This is a genomic window from Corallococcus macrosporus DSM 14697 (assembly GCF_002305895.1).
Classification (GTDB): domain Bacteria; phylum Myxococcota; class Myxococcia; order Myxococcales; family Myxococcaceae; genus Myxococcus; species Myxococcus macrosporus.
Window position 1 is genome coordinate 8,416,733 of record NZ_CP022203.1, and the last position, 17,260, is coordinate 8,433,992.

The 17,260-nt window shown below is 70.2% G+C and carries 20 protein-coding genes; 8 read left to right on the forward strand and 12 right to left on the reverse strand.

All coding sequences use genetic code 11. The features are described from left to right. The first annotated feature begins 47 nt into the window (after nucleotides 1-47). Both MYMAC_RS34205 and MYMAC_RS34210 read left to right on the forward strand, forming a co-directional pair. On the forward strand, nucleotides 48-410 hold the full coding sequence (locus tag MYMAC_RS34205) for a hypothetical protein (RefSeq protein WP_095961113.1): 363 nt from the start codon (nucleotides 48-50) through the stop codon (nucleotides 408-410). Continuing rightward, a complete protein-coding gene (locus MYMAC_RS34210; protein ID WP_095961114.1) occupies nucleotides 407-931 on the forward strand; it encodes a hypothetical protein in 525 nt (174 codons plus the stop codon). The genes MYMAC_RS34205 and MYMAC_RS34210 overlap by 4 nt, the downstream gene beginning before the upstream one ends. Here MYMAC_RS34210 and MYMAC_RS34215 read toward each other — a convergent pair. Then, nucleotides 925-3,651: a hypothetical protein gene (locus MYMAC_RS34215; protein ID WP_095961115.1), complete on the reverse strand. Its 2,727-nt coding sequence runs from the start codon at nucleotides 3,649-3,651 to the stop codon at nucleotides 925-927. The genes MYMAC_RS34210 and MYMAC_RS34215 overlap by 7 nt on opposite strands. Nucleotides 3,652-3,684: 33 nt before the next feature. Then, complete coding sequence (locus tag MYMAC_RS34220; protein WP_095961116.1) at nucleotides 3,685-5,289, reverse strand: hypothetical protein; 1,605 nt, start codon at nucleotides 5,287-5,289, stop codon at nucleotides 3,685-3,687. Nucleotides 5,290-5,465: 176 nt separating this feature from the next. On the opposite strand from MYMAC_RS34220, the gene MYMAC_RS34225 reads away from it, so the two are divergent. Continuing rightward, the gene (locus MYMAC_RS34225) at nucleotides 5,466-6,191 is read left to right on the forward strand and encodes a class I SAM-dependent methyltransferase (RefSeq protein WP_095961117.1); all 726 of its coding nucleotides are present in this window, start codon (nucleotides 5,466-5,468) and stop codon (nucleotides 6,189-6,191) included. Between the two features lie 48 nt (nucleotides 6,192-6,239). Here the strand turns inward: MYMAC_RS34225 and map are convergent, their stop codons facing one another. The 6 genes from map to MYMAC_RS34255 form a co-directional block, all read right to left on the reverse strand. Continuing rightward, the gene (gene map / locus MYMAC_RS34230) at nucleotides 6,240-7,241 is read right to left on the reverse strand and encodes a type I methionyl aminopeptidase (protein WP_095961118.1); all 1,002 of its coding nucleotides are present in this window, start codon (nucleotides 7,239-7,241) and stop codon (nucleotides 6,240-6,242) included. Then, nucleotides 7,238-7,459: a hypothetical protein gene (locus tag MYMAC_RS34235; protein ID WP_013937266.1), complete on the reverse strand. Its 222-nt coding sequence runs from the start codon at nucleotides 7,457-7,459 to the stop codon at nucleotides 7,238-7,240. Before MYMAC_RS34235 ends, map begins: the two co-directional genes overlap by 4 nt. A 120-nt stretch (nucleotides 7,460-7,579) precedes the next feature. Further along, on the reverse strand, nucleotides 7,580-7,843 hold the full coding sequence (locus MYMAC_RS34240; RefSeq protein WP_095961119.1) for a TraR/DksA family transcriptional regulator: 264 nt from the start codon (nucleotides 7,841-7,843) through the stop codon (nucleotides 7,580-7,582). 157 nt (nucleotides 7,844-8,000) lie between these two features. Beyond that, nucleotides 8,001-8,648 carry an START domain-containing protein gene (locus MYMAC_RS34245; protein WP_239989191.1) on the reverse strand — a complete coding sequence of 216 codons (648 nt, stop codon included), beginning with the start codon at nucleotides 8,646-8,648 and terminating at the stop codon, nucleotides 8,001-8,003. A gap of 144 nt (nucleotides 8,649-8,792) precedes the next feature. After that, nucleotides 8,793-9,032, reverse strand: coding sequence for a hypothetical protein (locus tag MYMAC_RS34250; RefSeq protein WP_013937263.1), 240 nt, complete (start codon nucleotides 9,030-9,032; stop codon nucleotides 8,793-8,795). Next, nucleotides 9,029-9,649 (reverse strand): hypothetical protein, encoded by a 621-nt coding sequence (locus MYMAC_RS34255; protein ID WP_095961121.1) that lies wholly within the window; start codon nucleotides 9,647-9,649, stop codon nucleotides 9,029-9,031. Before MYMAC_RS34255 ends, MYMAC_RS34250 begins: the two co-directional genes overlap by 4 nt. A gap of 101 nt (nucleotides 9,650-9,750) precedes the next feature. Between MYMAC_RS34255 and MYMAC_RS34260 the strand changes: the two genes are divergently transcribed. From MYMAC_RS34260 to MYMAC_RS34270, 3 genes are all read left to right on the forward strand, one after another. Continuing rightward, a complete protein-coding gene (locus MYMAC_RS34260; RefSeq protein ID WP_013937261.1) occupies nucleotides 9,751-10,302 on the forward strand; it encodes a glutathione peroxidase in 552 nt (183 codons plus the stop codon). Between the two features lie 96 nt (nucleotides 10,303-10,398). Beyond that, nucleotides 10,399-11,910, forward strand: a complete 1,512-nt coding sequence (locus tag MYMAC_RS34265) for an HAD-IG family 5'-nucleotidase (protein ID WP_095961122.1) — start codon at nucleotides 10,399-10,401, stop codon at nucleotides 11,908-11,910. 182 nt (nucleotides 11,911-12,092) lie between these two features. Then, nucleotides 12,093-12,560, forward strand: coding sequence for a hypothetical protein (locus MYMAC_RS34270; RefSeq protein ID WP_013937259.1), 468 nt, complete (start codon nucleotides 12,093-12,095; stop codon nucleotides 12,558-12,560). 57 nt (nucleotides 12,561-12,617) lie between these two features. On the opposite strand, the gene fghA is transcribed toward MYMAC_RS34270, so the two are convergent. Genes fghA through frmR form a run of 3 tightly spaced genes read right to left on the reverse strand, consistent with a single transcriptional unit; the run spans nucleotide 12,618 to nucleotide 14,882 of the window. After that, nucleotides 12,618-13,451 (reverse strand): S-formylglutathione hydrolase, encoded by an 834-nt coding sequence (gene fghA, locus MYMAC_RS34275; RefSeq protein ID WP_095961123.1) that lies wholly within the window; start codon nucleotides 13,449-13,451, stop codon nucleotides 12,618-12,620. Nucleotides 13,452-13,453: 2 nt separating this feature from the next. Next, a complete protein-coding gene (locus tag MYMAC_RS34280) occupies nucleotides 13,454-14,563 on the reverse strand; it encodes an S-(hydroxymethyl)glutathione dehydrogenase/class III alcohol dehydrogenase (protein WP_095961124.1) in 1,110 nt (369 codons plus the stop codon). A gap of 43 nt (nucleotides 14,564-14,606) precedes the next feature. After that, nucleotides 14,607-14,882: a formaldehyde-responsive transcriptional repressor FrmR gene (gene frmR, locus MYMAC_RS34285; RefSeq protein WP_095961125.1), complete on the reverse strand. Its 276-nt coding sequence runs from the start codon at nucleotides 14,880-14,882 to the stop codon at nucleotides 14,607-14,609. A gap of 294 nt (nucleotides 14,883-15,176) precedes the next feature. Between frmR and MYMAC_RS34290 the strand changes: the two genes are divergently transcribed. Continuing rightward, the gene (locus tag MYMAC_RS34290) at nucleotides 15,177-15,404 is read left to right on the forward strand and encodes a hypothetical protein (protein WP_013937255.1); all 228 of its coding nucleotides are present in this window, start codon (nucleotides 15,177-15,179) and stop codon (nucleotides 15,402-15,404) included. Nucleotides 15,405-15,463: 59 nt separating this feature from the next. On the opposite strand, the gene MYMAC_RS34295 is transcribed toward MYMAC_RS34290, so the two are convergent. Further along, nucleotides 15,464-16,129 (reverse strand): hypothetical protein, encoded by a 666-nt coding sequence (locus tag MYMAC_RS34295; protein ID WP_239989192.1) that lies wholly within the window; start codon nucleotides 16,127-16,129, stop codon nucleotides 15,464-15,466. 149 nt (nucleotides 16,130-16,278) lie between these two features. On the opposite strand from MYMAC_RS34295, the gene MYMAC_RS34300 reads away from it, so the two are divergent. Next, nucleotides 16,279-16,680: a hypothetical protein gene (locus MYMAC_RS34300; protein WP_013937253.1), complete on the forward strand. Its 402-nt coding sequence runs from the start codon at nucleotides 16,279-16,281 to the stop codon at nucleotides 16,678-16,680. Nucleotides 16,681-17,260 lie beyond the last annotated feature (580 nt).

The window sequence follows — 17,260 nt, forward strand, 5'->3', positions numbered from 1 at the left end:
GCCCGCCGTGCCTCGACCGGTGCACACCGCGGTAGTACCTTGCCGGCATGCTGGTCATCCGACCCTCGCAGATGCATGCCTTCCAGGGGGCAGCCGAAACAGGGCTCCTGGAGGCCTTCGCGGAGCGGGTGCGCGAATTCTGGCCGCACTCGGCCCAGGCGCTGGGCCCCGAGCGGCTCCGGACACGCATCCAGGCCGCCGTCGCGCTCGCCCGGCGCCACGGCATCCACGCCCGGACGGACGTGCTCAGGGTGGTCAACGCGGCCATGGCGCTCGATGACGACTTCACGCCAGCGCCCCGGCTCGACTGGGTCGTCCCCCTCCTGGAGAACGCCTCGCTCCATCCCTCCGACCGGGTGGCGAGGCTGTCCTCCCGCGTCCTCGAACATCTGCAAGGCGTCGAGCCATGAGCCTCCTCGATGACCTGGCGCGGCGCGGGCCGGTGGCCAACCCCTTCTCGCCGGCGCCTCCCCGCGGCAGTCCTCCCCCCAGGGATGACCCGGAGGAGTCCTTCACGCGCATGGAGTCCGCGCTCGACACGGAGCTGGAGGTCCAGGAGGTCGAGTCCGCCATTCTCCCCTGTGAGTCCCCCTGGCTCGACCTGAGCCTGACGGACCCGGAGGGCAGCCCCGCCGCGGGCATGCCCTACACGCTCACCGCCCCGGGGCTCGGCACGTTGACGGGGACCCTGGACGACCAGGGTCGTGCCCACTTCGAGAACCGGGAGCTGGGAGCGGGCCCGTGGAACGTCGAAACCGAGGTCCACTACGACGACGAGGGCGCGCCCACCCGCTATGACCTCACCCTGGTCCGCGCGCCCTCCGAACAGGCGCCCGCGTCCTCGCCCCCGCCAGGCGACCAGGCCCCGCTCTCGCTGACGCGCTTCGAGTTCTCCCCGCCCAACCTCGATGAGCGAGACCGCGGTCAGTAGGTGAAGTCCGCCGTCACCGGGAGGTGGTCGCTGATGCCGCTGGTCTTCCCGAGCCGGATCTTCAAGAAGATGGACTTGGAGTTGAAGACGTTATCGGCGATTGGATCCGTAGGACCCAAGCCCTTCGTAAAGCGGTAGTCCGCCAGGACGCCTGCCACCAGGTCGATGACGTGGGCATTGGCAGCCGCCACGTGCCCCTTGGCGATGATGTTGTCGTAGGCGTGCTCCCGGTATTGGTCCCAGACCGCCCGCCCCTTCTTGAGGCTCGAGCGGACGGCGGACTGGACGAGCGTCATGCTGACCGGAGCGTTCGTGAAGCTCTGGAGGACGCCACGGTCGAGCGAATGACCATCCGCGTCGTCATTGGTGCACTCGGGAGCGGTGGTGGGGTTGGGCACGCCACACAGATTCAGGTCGCCCACATAGACAATCCGGGTCACGGGGTCGGTCCCATCGAACACGTCCTGGGTGAGCAGCTCGCTCACGCCATCGCGCGCCTTGCGGTTGAGATTCGTGCCGCCGTACGTGGGCGAGGGCGCGTGCTGCGCCACCAGATTGAACAGGTGCCCGCTGGAGAGGTCCTTGAACTGGACGAGGAAGGGACAGCTCTCGCGCTCATTGAGGATGCGCCAGTTCAAGGCACCGCCCAGGACATTCGTCAGCAGCTGGGGGTCGTAGCTGTCACCAGGCGCCACGCGGTGCGGACCGGGCATGCCCGCCTGCGCACCCGCGACCAGGACCTGCACGGCATCACCATCCCCGGTCGGAGTCCAGCGCAGCTCATTGCTGGCGGAGTCGACCCAGCTCACGAAGTCATGGTCATGGCCCACCGTGAGGCAGGTCGGCTGTCCCGCCGCGGCGGCCTCAACGAAGTCTTCGGGAGTCGAGCCATCGAGCTCCGCCTGACGGATGGTGTGGGTGGCGCCGTCGACCCAATAGAGCTTGTCGGAGCGGTTGGAGACGGCGAGGCTCGTGGGCTGCCCCGCGTCGGCACTGGCCACGCACGTGGCCGCCACGTAGGTCGCGAGCGGCGCGGCTCGAAGCTCCTGGCGCGAAGCGTCCGCCCAGTAGAGGTCGGTGTCTGAAACCGCGAGCGCGACGGGCGCTCCCGCATCGGCCGCGCTCACGCGAAGGGTGGCGCCGGTGCCATCGAGCGCGGAGCTCCAGATGGCGCCCGTCATGCCGTCCACCCAGAACAGCCCGTTCGTGGAGTGCGCGCACACGGCGCCGCCTATCGCGGGCAGCGCGTCCGGGTGGCTCCCGTCCAGGTTCGCGTGCCGCACCGTGCGCGCCGTCCCCGCATCCACCCAGTAGAGCCGGGCGTTGTCCGTCCCAAGCCACCGGGGCTGGCCCGCGTCAGCGGCCGCGACACACAGCGCCTGGCCCGTTCCATCCGGGTTCGCCCGGTAGATGTCGTTGGCCGGGTTGACCCAGTAGAGCACCCCATTGCCCTCGTGCAGTCCCCGAGGCGCGCCGCCCACCGCGATGATGCTTCCAGGATGGCTCCCATCCAGGTTCGCGCGATGGATGTCGTTGCCGTCGTCCCAGTAGAGGCCGCTGGGCGCCACGAGCAGTCCGGCGGGCCCCCCCGCGGTCGCGACGACCGTCGCCGCGGTGCTGCTGCTCACGTCGTAGCCGCGAATCTCGCCGCTCGCGCCGTCCACCCAGTAGAGCATGTGCAGGTGCGCCCCCAGCGAGCGCGGGGTCCCCGCCACCGCCGTCAGCACCAGGTCCTGAACGGTCATGCTGACGGTATCCAGGGCGCGGATGGACTGCGTCGCGGTGGCCACCCAGGCCAGGTTGCCGCCGATGACCGTGAGGTCCCTGGGCCCTCCTGCCCCCATGGCGGACACCACGTCCGTGACGTTCTGACCGTCCAGGTCCGCCCTCCGGATGCTCCCGCTGGCCCCCTCAATCCAGAAGAGCTGTCCGCCGGCCACGCGCAGGTCCACGGGCTGGCCGGCCGCGGCACCGGCCACACGCAAGGTGGAGGCGCCCGACGGAGCCGCGGTCGACCAGATGGCGTGCGTGCTCGCGTCGACCCAGTACACCTCGCCCACCCCCGGGGCCGGGACGCACTGGGACGGACTCCTCGCCGACAGGCAGGAGAGCACCTGCGTGACGTTGGCCCCGTCGAGGTCGCACCGGGAGAGGCCTTGCGCGCGGTGGTCCATCCAGTAGAGGTGCGGCGTGGCGGGCTCGATGCAGGAGGACTTGGGGTCGATGCCAAAGGAAGCCACCGCGCCTCGTCCCTGGTGGAGCTCGCCCTCCACCAACGAGTGCGGGAGGGTGGTCTGGTCCACCCAATGGAGCGTGCCCTCTCGGGCGGTGAGGGTCTCCCATTCATCGCCCCCTGGCACCCGCGTGTCCGGTCCCACGAAGGCCACGGTGCGCGAGTTGTAGAGCACGCAGACAGCCTCGCCCTTCCCCTTCCGCTGCTTGGCGTAGATGCAGAGGGGGGTGATGGCGCGCCAGAAGCGGCCGTTGTGGCGTGCCCGCAGCTTGGCGAGCAGTTGGACCGCGCCATCCGGCCCCGAGCCTTCCGCCACATCCCCCACGGGCGCGCGCTTGCAGACGGGCTCGATGATGACGAACACGTCGTAGGCGGGGTCGTTCCCGGCCGGATGAAGCAGCTCCAGGACCCGGGTCGTCTCCTCGGCCTTGCTCCAGAGGGATTTGGCGAAGTTGAAGATGTTCCAGCTCAGGATGCGCACGGGCATTTCAGGCGGACTCCGGGTGCCGGGGACGGCGGCTCAAGATGACGACCAGACGAACTGCTGCCCCACGTCGTTGCTGGCGATGAACTTCCAGGTCCCCTCGTAGACATCCACGTTGAGCGAGAACCCCGAGGGAGGCTCCCGCCACCCGAAGGACTCGTGCCCGTGGAGCCTCAGCGCCTGGACGCAGTCCTCCAGGGAGACGGACTCGGAGACAGGCGTCAGCCGCAGCTCGCAGCGGGGCGCGCGGAAGCCTCCCTCGAACGCGACCCCGTCCAGCGTGGTCCGGGCGACGGTGGTGACTTTCAGGAACCGCGCCGCCGGGTCATGGGGCTGGCCGACGACGAACCGGAAGACGACGGGGCTCAGCAGGATGGGCGGCGCCTGCACCTCGAGCCCCTCCGAGAAGAGCGTCACCACCACATCACTCACCGCCTGGGTCGGCAGGTCGATGCCGACGTGCAACTCCGCGAGCCGGAGGTTCACCGCCGCGTCCAGCACGGGCTTCAGCCTGGGGATGCGCTGCGTGGGCCGCAGTCCCCCGAACAGGACGGGCAGGCTGTCCACGCCAATGGGCGGCCACTGGCTGGCGGCCCCCGTGAAGTCATCCTTCTCATCGAGCGCGGGGGGCCACCCCGAATTCCAGCAGAGGACACCCGGGTCTGGAGGAAGGTCGGACCAGAGCGGCACCGCGTCGTCGTAGCGCGTGCCCAGGAACTGCGCGTGCGCGTAGCTGCCCAGCAGACGGGCCTCCGCCTCGCGGGCCCCCTCCTCATTGGGAGCGACCCGCACCTCCAGGTGGAGGTCGCGCAGGGTGATGTCCGGAAACGCGAGCGTGAAGGAAGGCGACGTGAGCCGGACGGCGTGCCTCCCGTGCAACTGCCCCTGGAGCACCAACGGCGTGCCGTGCCGCACCGCGCGCGACAGGTTCGGTCCGAAGCTGAAAGGGAAATAGACCCAGGAGCCGCTGTTGATGCCCATGGTCCCGGTGCTGGCCGGAAAGCTCGAAGAGGCGTGGATGATGAGGGGCTTGCCGAAATGAAGGTGGCCGAGCCCCGTGTGATAGGCCTCCTGGAGCACCATCGAGTCGAAGGTCTGGCGTGAGCGCACGGTGATGAGGTGCTGCAGCTCGCCCTTCTCCGGCCAGAAGGACGCCTGCACCTCATCACCGTTCCGCAGTTGCCCGCGCACCGTCATCAAGCTCGTCAACTTGCTGTAGAACGAGCGGTCGAGGACGACGCCCTCCTTCACCCCCTTGGAGCGCAAGCGGACGCGAAGGCCGTCTGCCCGGACATCCTCCTTCGCGAGCAGCGGGAGCAGGGGCTCGAAGTCCGCGTCCGGGTGACTGTCGGGGCTGAGCGCCCCCAGCACGATGGCGACCGACCCCAGCATCTTGCGCTGCTGCTTCACGTACCTGCCGGAGACGCGCTTGGGCTGGGACATGCTGCTCAACTTCATCCGGGAGAGCTGCAGGTAGGGCAGCTCCACCCGGGCGTTCTGGATGGCCAGGACCTCATCCCCGGTCAGCCGGAAGGCGATGTCACTGACGCCTGGCGCCAGGTCATCCGAGAGGGGAACGAAGCCGGACTTGCTTCGCTCCTGGTTGAGCGCGGTGAAGAGCCGGCGGATGAGCGTGGGCATATGTGTCAGTGCCTGGGAGAAACGCTTCAATAGTCGACGATACGGAGGGGCCTGACAATCGAGGAGCGGGCGGCCTGGCGGGCTCTTGCGCCGATTTCACCTGAATCCCCGCTCTGCCGCGCGCCAGGGCCACGGCGCATCCTTGGGCTCCATCTGCTTCCACCCGAGGTCCCGTCATGACGCATGAACACTCCGCCCACCACCACGTCCCGGTGGGCTTTGGCGCCGACCGCGCGCCCCACTACGACGCCCAGGCCTCCCTCAACCTCGCGGGCGCGCCGGCCATCTACGAGCTCGGCACCAGCGCCCTCACGGCCCGGCTCGACGGGCAGGACGCGGCGTCACTGCTGTTCGTGGGCGTGGGCACGGGCGCGGAGCTGGTGCCCTACAACCGCTTCGGCGTGCCGGGCTGGCGCTTCACGGGCGTGGAGCCCTCGGAGCCCATGCTCGCCGTCGCCCGCAAGCGGCTGGAGGACGAAGGGCTCCTCTCGCGCACCCACCTGCACCACGGCGAGCTGCGCACCCTGCCCGCCAGCGCCCCGTTCGACGGCGCGCAGCTCATGGGCGTCCTCCACCACGTCGAGGGAGAGGAGGCGCGACTGGAGCTGCTGCGGGAGGTGACACGGCGCCTCAAGCCGGGGGCGCCGCTCGTCCTGGGGTGCCGCGTCGGCATCGACCCCGTGCTGACGGACATCGAGTTCCACCGGCTGAAGGCCCTGGGCGTCTCCGCGGAGGCGCTGGAGCGGCGGCGCCAGATGCTCCCCACGCTGAAGCCCATCCCGTCCGACGCCGCGCTGTTCGACATGTTCGCGCGCGCGAACCTGGTGGAGCCCCGCACCCTCTTCATCTCACTCCACTTCAAGGTCTTCCTGGCGCGCTACCAGCCTGACTCTCGAGGATGACCCCGGAGCGCGCGGCCGGAAGCCTCCCGGCCGCGCGCGTCCACGGGCTCACGCCACGGTGAGGATTTCCGCGCCCTGCTCGGTGACGAGCAGGGTGTGCTCGAACTGGGCGCTGCGGCTGCCGTCGGCGGTGACGGCGGTCCACTCGTCATCCCAGGTGCGGTGACCCCAGCCGCCCAGGTTGATCATCGGCTCGACGGTGAAGATCATGCCGGGCTGGATGACGGTGTCGGCCTCCGGCTCGTAGTAGTGCGGAATCTGGAGCGCGGTGTGGAACGTCTCGCCGATGCCGTGGCCACAGTACGCGCGCACCACGCTCATGCCGTTCTGCGTGGCATGCGTCTCGATGGCGCGGCCGATGTCGCTGATGGGCCGGCCCGGCTTCACCGCGGCGATGCCCAACTCCAGGCACTCGCGCGTCACCCGCACCAGGCGCTGGCTCTCCTCGTCCACGTTGCCCACGAAGAGCGTCGCCGAGCAGTCACCGTGCACGCCATCCAGGAAGATGGTGACGTCCAGGTTGACGATGTCGCCATCCTCCAGCGGCCGGCTGTCCGGGATGCCGTGGCAGATGACCTCGTTGACGGAGGTGCAGAGCGACTTCGGATAGCGGTGGTAGTTCAGCGTGCTCGGGTAGCCGCCGCGCTTGATGTAGGCCTCGTGGGTAATCGCATCCAGCTCGTCCGTGGTGATGCCCGGACGCACGTGCGAGGACACCTCCTGGAGCACCTCGGCGGCGGCCTTGCACGCCTTGCGCATGCGGGCGATGACGTCCGGCGTCTTGATGTCCGAGCCCGGGTCCTTGCGCGACGGCCGGCCCGTCAGCGCGTAGTCAGGCCGGGGGATGTGAAGGGGCACCTCGCGGCGGGGGCTGATGACGCCCGGACGGATGCCCTTGCGAGCGCCGGCGTCCGGCCCCTTCTTGCGCGCCTCGGCGGCGTCCGCGCCGCGGTGGCACTTCTTGTACTTGGTGCCGCTGCCACACCAGCAGGCGTCATTGGGGCCCGGAAGCACGGCGGGCGGGGTACGAGGAGGAGCGGCGGTAGTCATGACTCACCTTCTGCGTGGAGTTGCTCGGACTTGCGGGCGCGCATCCAGCGCACCACCTGGGGACGAAGCCAAAGCCGGGGCCGCCCCGTGCCCAGGTCCAGGACGGGCCGGGGCATGTCGGGATAGCGGCGCAGGTAGGTGCTGACGCTGTTGGCGTGGCGCAGGCGCAGCAACCCGGCCACCGCCTGAGCGTCAATCAGGTCTTCGGTCTTCACCATGGGACACATGACGGGCGTGTCTATACCTCTAGACACGCACCCGTGCACGGCTTCTTTCCCGAGGCGGCCCGCGCGATTGCCCGCCAGGTGACGCCGCCCGCCCGGCAGGTGGCCGGGCCTTCAGCGCGCCAGGGCGGCGCACGTCAGGCAGTGCCGGGCCTCCGGGACGGCGCGCAGCCGGTGCCGGCCCATGGCGCCGCCACACCGCGCGCACCGGCCGAACTCCCCGTGGGCGATGCGCGCCAGCGCGTCCTCGATGTCCCGCAGCTCCTGCTCCTCCGCCTGGGTGAAGGACAGGCCCTCCACCCCCGAGGAGGCCCGGGCGCGCAGCCGGTGGCTGCGTTGCCGCAAGGCTTCCTGGGCCTCCCGAGCCAACAGCTCCATGTTCATCTCCCACGGCAGCCACCGCGGACCGGCGGCCCCGTGGGGAGATAATGCTTTCAGGAAGCGTGCCTTGCGGTTCAAGGCACCACGGCCCAGGAAGCGCGCAAGCCTTGCGCTCCCCGGGCGGCGCCCTGCATGGGTTGCGGCGTGTCCCGCGTCACTCCGCCCGCGCGCGCGATTCGGCCCGCGCCCGGGCGCGCTTCTCCACCGCGCGGAAGGTGTCCTCCACCGCGTCCTTCTGGCCCATGCGCGCCAGGAAGCCGGGGATGGAGCCGGCCGGGTCCACCGTGAAGCGGTACACCGCGTGGGACTTCCCCTCGCCCCGGGGCTCCACGCGCCAGCTCCCTTCGTTGAGCCGGATGCGCACCGTCCTGCGCCGCTGGGGGATGGCGTCCGGCTCCGCGCGCCACCGCTGCGCGAACACACCCGAGCCGTCCTCCGCCAGCTTGGACTCCAGCACCACGTTGCAGATGTAGTCACGCGCGGACACCACCGGCAGGTCCAGCCGGGTGTACGTGAGCTGGCCCTCGTCCGGCAGGTCCTTGAGGATGCGGGACTCCTTCACGTACGGCATCCAGTGCCGGTAGGACGCCACGTCCCGCAGCACGGCCTGCACGTCCGCGGCGCTCGCGGCCAGCTCGCCCTCCGCCCAGACGTCCTTGGCCCCGGAGCCCGGGCGGGAGCGGACCTTCACCACGTAGGGCTTCTCCGCCACCGTCTTCCACGCCTCTTCCGCGCGGGCAGTCCCGGCGGCGAGCGTCAACGCACAGGTGGCCAGGGCGGCCCCACTCCACAGCATCTTCATGCAGGCTTCCTTCGCGGCTCGGGCCGGATGTGACGGCGCGTCAGCATCCGACACCCGGGCCCGGCGGCGCATTCACGAAAGCCCAACGGGCCCCCGCCCGCACCGCCCCCGAGCCACCTTCCCAGGTGGCCCGGGGCGGCAGGCCTACGGCACGCGGACGGCCCGCCCACCGAACGCCGGGCTGGCCATGACGTCCATCGCCAGGCGGTCCGCGTAGGGGCGGCCCAGCCGCGCGTAGGCCTCGGCTTCCTGCGCGGTGAGGACCACCCGCACCGTGAACTGGGCGATGCCGCCCACCACCACGTCAAGGAAGAGCGTCCCCTCCGCCGAGCGCGCCAGCCGGTACATCAACGGACTCTGGATGAGGACCTGCTCCTCGCTCACGGAATCTCCGTCACCACCGCCTGCGAGACGGGCGCGTCGATGACCATCAGCTCCGGCACGCCGCCGGAGGTGTAGCCGCCGAACTTGAAGCAGTCCTTGTCCTCCTCGCTGGTGCACGGCCACACGCCCGGGTCGCTGTCCACGGGCAGGCGCACGCACACGCCGGAGGCCGCCAGGTCCAGCGTCATCATCCGCAGCGGGCCCTCGAAGTTCTTCGCCGGCAGCCCCAGCGCCTGGCCAATCACCGCCGGGTCATGCGCGCCGTTCACCATGGACTGCTCCACGGCCGCCTGGATCTTCTCCGACGGCGCCGCGAACAGGTAGCAGCCGCTGTCATTGCAGCGGCCAAAGTTCCGCGCGTTCGGCTTCACCACGAAGTTCTGGTACGCGGCGTCCGTCATCAGCCACGACACCTTCTTGCTGGGGAAGTTCTGCGCCAGGTGCTGCTCCACGCTCCACGGCGCGGCGCGCGCGTCCGCCTCGCGGGAGATTTGCGCCTGCTGCGCGTCACAGGCCTGCGGCTGCGTCGGGGTGGGGGTGACGTCGCCGCCGCCCGTGTGCTTGCAGCCGGACAGCAGGAAGACACCAAGGAGCAGGCTGCGAATCGTCCACGTCATGGGCAGACCTCCAGAGAGGAAAGGTTTGAAAGAGGCGGCGGAACCTACCTCTTGTCGGCCCATGGATAGTCTTCATTTCTGGATTTTGTATCCTCCCCGGCATGAACCAGAACCTCTACGACATCCCTCTCAAGTCCATTGACGGTGCCCCTCAGACGCTGGGCCAGTTCAAGGGCAAGGTGCTGCTGGTGGTCAACGTGGCCTCCAAGTGCGGCCTGACGCCGCAGTACGAAGGCCTGGAGAAGCTCTACGAGCGCAAGCGCGCCGAGGGCCTCGAGGTGCTGGGCTTTCCCGCCAACGACTTCATGGGTCAGGAGCCGGGCAGCGAAGAGGAGATCAAGCAGTTCTGCACGCTGACCTACGACGTGAAGTTCCCGCTGTTCTCCAAGATTTCGGTGGTGGGCGCGGACAAGCACCCGCTCTACCACGCGCTGACGGGCGCCATCCCGGACGCCGTGGGAGAAGGCCCCATGCGCAGCCGGCTCCAGGGCTACGGCATCACCGCCAACCCCGTGCCGGAGGTGCAGTGGAACTTCGAGAAGTTCCTCATTGGACGGGACGGCCGCGTCGCCGCCCGCTTCGCGCCGGACGTGGCCGCGGACGACCCGCGCCTGCTGTCGGCCATTGACGCGGCGCTGGCGAAGCAGGGCTGAGCCGGCCCGGGGCGCCGCTGGACTTGTGCCGTCCAGCGGACGGGCCCTGACGAAAGCAGTGACTTTTCGCGCGCTCCGGGGCAAGCCAGGGGGGCCATGAGCCCGTTCATTCCTGGTCCCCCGCCCGAGCGCGGACTGTTCTGCAACCGCACCCTCAACCTGCGCGCCATCAAGGCGGTGGGTTACGACATGGATTACACGCTCATCCACTACCACGTGGAGGCGTGGGAGCGCCGCGCCTACGAGCACATCCGGGACAGGCTGGTGGAGCAGGGCTGGCCGGTGGCGGACCTGTCCTTCGACCCCGAGCTGTCGATGCGCGGCCTCATCATCGACACGGAGAAGGGCAACCTCCTCAAGGCCAACCGCTTCGGCTTCGTGAAGAAGGCGCTGCACGGCACGCAGGCCATGAGCTTCGAGGCCCAGCGCGACGAGTACGCGCGCACCATCATCGACCTGCACGAGCGGCGCTGGGTGTTCCTCAACACGCTCTTCTCGCTGTCGGAGGCGTGCATCTACGCGCAGCTCGTGGACCGGCTGGACGCCGGCCAGCTCCCGGGGCCCATGGGCTACTCGGACCTCTACGAGCACGTGCGGAAGAACCTGGACGCCACGCACATGCAGGGGAAGCTGAAGGCGGAAATCATCGCCGACCCGGAGCGCTACGTCATCGACGACCCGGAGACGCCGCTGGCGCTGCTGGACCAGCGCAACGCCGGCAAGAAGCTGCTGCTCATCACCAACAGCGAGTGGGCCTACACCGAGCCCATGATGCACTTCGCCTTCGACCGGCACCTGCCGGAGGGCATGACGTGGCGGCAGCTCTTCGACGTGGTGATTGTCTCCGCGCGCAAGCCGGAGTTCTTCACCACGCGCTCGTCGCTCTTCGAGGTGGTGGAGTCCAGCGGCGAGGCGCTGCTGCGGCCGCACTCCGGGCCCTTCAAGCCCGGCACGCCGTACTTCGGCGGCAGCGCGGTGGAGCTGGAGCGCCACCTGGGCATGAGCGGCGACCAGATTCTCTACGTGGGCGACCACATGTTCGGCGACGTCCACGTGACGAAGAACGTGCTGCGCTGGCGCACGGCGCTCATCCTGCGCGAGCTGGAGGACGAGGTGCGCTCCATCGCCTCGTTCCGCGCCACCGAGGCCCGGCTGGCCGAGCGCATGGTGGTGAAGGAGCGGCTGGAGGCGGAGAGCCGCCAGATTCGCCTGGAGCTGCAGCGGCGGCGCTTCCAGTACGGCCCGCGCACGGAGGCGCCGACGGAGGCGGAGCTGGTGGCCCGGCAGGCCACGCTGCGCACCGAGCTGGAGGCCCTGGACGCGGAGCTGGGCCCCCTGGCGCGCGCGGCCACCGAGCTGTCCAACCCCATCTGGGGCCTGCTCACGCGCGCGGGCAACGACAAGAGCCACCTGGCCCGGCAGGTGGAGCGCTACGCGGACATCTACACGTCGCGCGTGTCCAACTTCCTGTTCGCCACGCCCTTCGTCTACCTGCGCAGCCCGCGCGGCAGCCTCCCGCATGACCCCAGCCTGCCCGGCGGCACGCCCGTCTTCGGCGCCAACGAGGCCGGCGCTGGCGGCGCGTCCGGCGCGGACGGCGGGGAGTAGCCGCCGGCCCGGGGGACGCGGCGGCGTGTGGGCCTCTCTGCGCTGTCCGCGTCCTACCAATAGGGGTGGATGCGTAAATCCTCGGACTCATTGAACTTTCGTTCAGTGCCCCTCCGAGGAGAGGGCAGGCAGGCATCCCCCTCCACGGGGCATGTCAGACCGCCCCGGTATGAGTTGCTCCTGTGAGCCACTCGACCACGAACAGCTCTTCGACGCGCGTCCTCGAGCAGCGCAACCTGCTTGGGGGCATGGACCTGGTGCCGGTGCTGGGCGGCAAGGGCCGCAAGCGCGCCCGGCGCTTCCACGTCGCCTCGGAGCGGCGGGTGGGCTTCGCCGCGGCGCTGGCGCTGGTGGTGGAGCATGGCAAGCAGAAGGCGAAGGAGACGGGCGTCACGTACCTGAGCACCTGCCCCCGCTGCGGCCACAAGGGCCCCACGGCGCAGGACTTCGGCTACCGCATCATGCGCGGCGAGCGCCGGCCCCAGTCCTGGTGCCGCGGCTGCCGGGGCCTGCACCTGGAGCCCTCGGAGACGTCGCGCACCCACAACACCGCCCCGAGCGGCACCGACGGCTGGCTCTTCCCGCCGGAGAGCACCACCAGCACCCGCCCGCCCCGGCGTGGCAAGGGCTCGTCGACGCAGTCCCGCTGAGACGCGGCCAGCCCCGACCCATGCGACGTCGGGGCTGACCTGCACCCGGGAGGACCGTCAACCGCCCAGGGCCTTGGCGTGGTGGGCGAAGTGGTCCGCGAGGAACGTGGCGATGAAGTAGTAGCTGTGGTCGTACCCCGCGTGCCGCCGCAGCGTGAGCGGGTGGCCCACGGCCTCGCAAGCGGCGGCCAGCAACTCCGGGCGCAACTGGGTGGCGAGGAACTCGTCGGCCTCGCCCTGGTCCACCAGGAGCGGCAGGCGCTCCTTCGCCGTCTTCACCAGCTCCACGGCGTCCCAGGCCGCCCACGCGCCCCGGTCGTCGCCCAGGTAGGCGGCGAAGGCCTTCTGGCCCCACGGCACCTGTGAGGGGGCCACGATGGGGGAGAAGGCGGACACGCTGCGGTAGCGGCCCGGGTGGCGCAGGGCGGTGACGAGCGCGCCGTGGCCGCCCATGGAATGGCCGAAGAGGCCTCGCGCGTCCGTGGCCGGGAAGTGCTGCTCCACCAGCGCGGGGAGCTCCCGGGCCACGTACTCCTGCATGCGGAAGTGCGGCGCCCAGGGGGCCTGCGTGGCGTCCAGATAGAAGCCCGCCCCCTGCCCCAAGTCGTAGGCGGCGTCATTGGCCACCGCGTCGCCGCGAGGGCTGGTGTCCGGCGCGACGACGATGAAGCCGTGGCGCGCCGCGTGCTCCTGCGCGCCCGCCTTGGTGATGAAGTTCTGCTCGGTGCAGGTCAGGCCGGAGAGCCAGTAGAGCACCGGGCAGCGCTCGCCGCGCAGCGCGGCCTCCGGCAGGTAGATGCCGAACCGCGTCTCGCCGCCCAGCGCGGCGGAGGTGTGCTTCCACACCTCCTGCCGGCCGCCAAAACTCGCGTGGTGTTCGATGCGTTCCATGCTCAGTACCGGACCACGGTGCGGATGGACTTGCCCTCGTGCATCAGGTCGAAGGCCTCGTTGATGTCGGTCAGCGGACGCGTGTGCGTCACGAACGGCGCGAGCTGAATCTTCCCGGACATCGCGTCCTCCACCATGCCGGGGAGCTCCGAGCGGCCCTTCACGCCACCAAAGGCGGTGCCCTTCCAGGTCCGGCCCGTGACGAGCTGGAACGGACGGGTGGAGATCTCCTGCCCCGCGCCGGCCACGCCGATGATGATGGACTGGCCCCAGCCCCGGTGCGCGCACTCGAGCGCGGCGCGCATCACGCCCACGTTGCCGATGCACTCGAAGGAGTGGTCCACGCCCCAGCCCGTCATCTCCACGATGACCTGCTGGATGGGGCGCTCATGCTCCTTGGGGTTGACGAAGTCGGTGGCGCCAAAGGCCTTCGCCAGCTCGAACTTGGCGGGGTTCGTGTCGATGGCGATGATGCGGCCGGCCTTCGCCATCTGGGCGCCCTGGATGACCGCCAGGCCGATGCCGCCCAGACCGAACACCGCCACCGAGTCCCCTTCCTGCACGCGGGCCGTGTTCTTCACCGCGCCCAGGCCCGTCGTCACGCCGCAGCCCAGCAGGCAGACCTGCTCGGGGTTGGCGTTCGGGTTGATGCGCGCCAGCGACACCTCCGCCACCACGGTGTACTCGCTGAAGGTGGAGCACCCCATGTAGTGGTAGACGGGCTGGCCGTTGTACGAGAAGCGCGTGGTGCCGTCCGGCATCACACCCTTGCCCTGGGTGGCACGCACCGCCACGCACAGGTTCGTCTTTCCTGACTTGCAGAACAGACACTGGCCGCACTCCGCCGTGTAGAGCGGGATGACGTGGTCGCCCGGCTTGACGGACGTCACGCCCTCGCCCACCGCCTCCACGATGCCGGCCCCCTCGTGGCCGAGCACCACGGGGAAGAGCCCTTCCGGGTCCTCCCCGGAGAGGGTGAAGGCGTCGGTGTGACAGACGCCCGTGTGGGTGATGCGGACCAGGACCTCGCCCTTCCGCGGAGGCGCGACGTCGAGCTCGACGATGCTCAAGGGCTTTCCGGCTTCAAAGGCGACAGCGGCACGGGACTTCATGAGGATGCTCCTGGGGCTAGGGGATGAAAGCAGGGACTCCCGCTCACTTGAGATAGGTGCGCACCAGCGCCGTCATGTCCCGCACCCGCCGGGCATGGCGTGGGTCCTCGTCGGACGCCGGGCCGAACTCCTCCCGGATGTGTGACTCCAACACCTCGGACATCAGCCCGTTGATGGCGCCTCGGATGGCGGCGAGCTGCTGGAGGACCGTGCCGCATTCGGCCCCCGCCTCCAACGCACGCTCCAGGGCTTCTGTCTGGCCGCGGATACGGCGGACGCGAAGCAGCGCCTTCTTCTTCTCTTCCGGCGAGTGGGGCATGGCGGTGACGGCATACTGGGTGGGAGTATCCTGCCTGGGCGGATGTATACCCCTGGGGGGTATTGGACAAGGAAAGAATGACGGCGTCCTCCGTGCGTGACGGGGAGACAGGGCGCGGCATCTCTTCCTCCCGGCGAGCAGGGAAGCAATGACCTCCGCTGTCCCCCGGAGGGGGATGGAAAAGCCGGGGCGCCGTCCTTACCTCACCCGGAGGGAGGCAACATGGCCGTTCGGACGAAAGTGGCAGGCATCAAGAACAGGCGGCGGGTCGACGCACACGGAGCCCAGCCGAGCGTGCAGGCCAGCAAGGGACGCAAGACGCTGGCCCGGGATGACGCGGCCGCGCTGCGGCGGCAGAAGACGCTGGAGCGCGTGACGCTGGGCCCCGCCGCCGAGGCGCATGAGCCCAAGAGCCATCGGCGCCGCGCGACGACGCTCAAGGGCCGCAAGAAGACCCCCAGTGAGATGAACGTGAAGCACACCGGTGGGCCCAAGAAGCGCCTGCCCCTTCACGGCGGATAGCAGCCTCGCTTCGTGACGCGGCCCCTGCCCGGCACCTCCCGGACAGGGGCCGTGCTCATTCAAGGCCCCGGTGGCCACAGCGCGTTGGAGCCCGGGTCCTCCGCCACGTAGACGGCCCACACCCGCTCGCCCGGGCGGCGCAACAGGTCCGCCGCGTGCGGCGAAGGCATGCTCCCCTCGATGCGCTGACCATGCACCGTGAAGGCGTAGTCGAGCCGCACCACCGCTCCAGCATGGAGCGAAGGCACCGTTTGACGCTCCACCCGCGTGATTTCAGCCGTGGCGGGCAGCCCCCAGACCAGGGCCTTCAACCGGCGCCGCTGCGCACGCCGCAACGCCACCGGCCAGCTCGTGCGCCGGAACAACACCCCCATCCCCATGAAGAGGAGGGACTGCAACAGCAAGGGCCACACGAAGGCCAGCGCCACCGGGAGCATCATCAGCCCCGCGCAGAGCGCCAACGTGCCCCAGACGTAGGGCTTGCGCCGCTGGGGACACAACACGGCCGCGCGCTGCGCCCGCGTCAGGCGGCGCGGTGGCAACGGCGGCGGCGGCCCACGCGCTGCGCTCAGGGCCGCCTCCAGGCCCGCGCCGCACTTCACGCAACGCGCTTCGGCCTCCACGGGGACGGCATGCCCACAGCCCGGACAGACGATGCGGTACTCGCCCACCTCCAACGGGGTGAACACATCGGCCAGGAACGTGGCAGGGCCGCGGTCGCGCATGGTGCCGGCATCGGAGCACCGGGGGCCCTTCCCTCGCAACCGTCCGGGAATGCCACCCCAGGGAGGACCTGGGGCACCGGTGCCCGTCTGCCCCGCCGCTCCCTGGCATCGGCCTGCCAGCATTCCTACCTGTGTCGCTGGGAGGATGCATGCCAGAGAAGAGTCAGACGGAGCGCGTGAAGCGCGCGAAGCGGCAGGGAACGACGCTGGAGCTCAAGCCCACGGACGTGCACCGCGCCGGCACGGACAGCGCGCACCGGGCGAAGAAGAGCGGCAGGCGGGCCCTGGGCAAACAAGCCTTCGCGGACCGCAACGTCAGCCCGCGCCATGCCCCGGGAACGGGCCTCACCGCGAAGAGCCGCAAGCTGCCAGAGCCGGAGCCGGGCCAGAGCAGCACCTCGCGGCGGAAGACGCTGCCGTCCGCGGCCGCGGCGGCCTACCGCAAGGAAGGACGGCCCAAGAAGACCACGGGCCGGGGCGACACCACCCCGCTGAAGGCGGGCAAGGTCTACAAACGCACGGGCGCGCGGAAGACCCGCATCCGCACCTGAGCGCGGCGCGCGGATGAAGCGCGCAGGCGGAGGCCGTCGAGGGAGGAGGGACTGCCGGCCATGCCCAGTCCCTCACCGCGCGAGCGCTTCATCGCAGCCTGGCAAGGGGCGGCTGCGCACCCGCGCCGGGCTACACCAGGGCATCACGCCCGCCCTGTCGGCCATTGCTCCGTGCGATGCAGCCGGAGGGGCCGCCCACCGCGGCGACGCCATCGCTCAGCCCTGTTGAGCTGCGCCGTGAGGCGCGGCGCCCCGAGGGCCTGGGCGCACCGTGGGAGCTTGCTGTTCGGAAATGTCGGGACATTCGCGCCGCACAAAACCCCCGACATTTCCGAACAGCATCCACCGGGCTGGCCCCCGACCCACGAGGAATGAGACGCGGTAGCCCGCGCGTGGCGTAGGCACGGAGGTCGGCGCGTCACGGGTGCGGAGGGGCCCGTCGAACAGTTGGACCCGGAGCCTGGTGAGCCCGCCCGACCGCTGCTGTCGCGCCTCCTTCCTGCCGACCTGGCACTCGCGCAGCGCCTGCTGTCGCTTCTCGTGCCGCTCTGCCGGTCGCGCGTCCAGCCCATGGACGGAA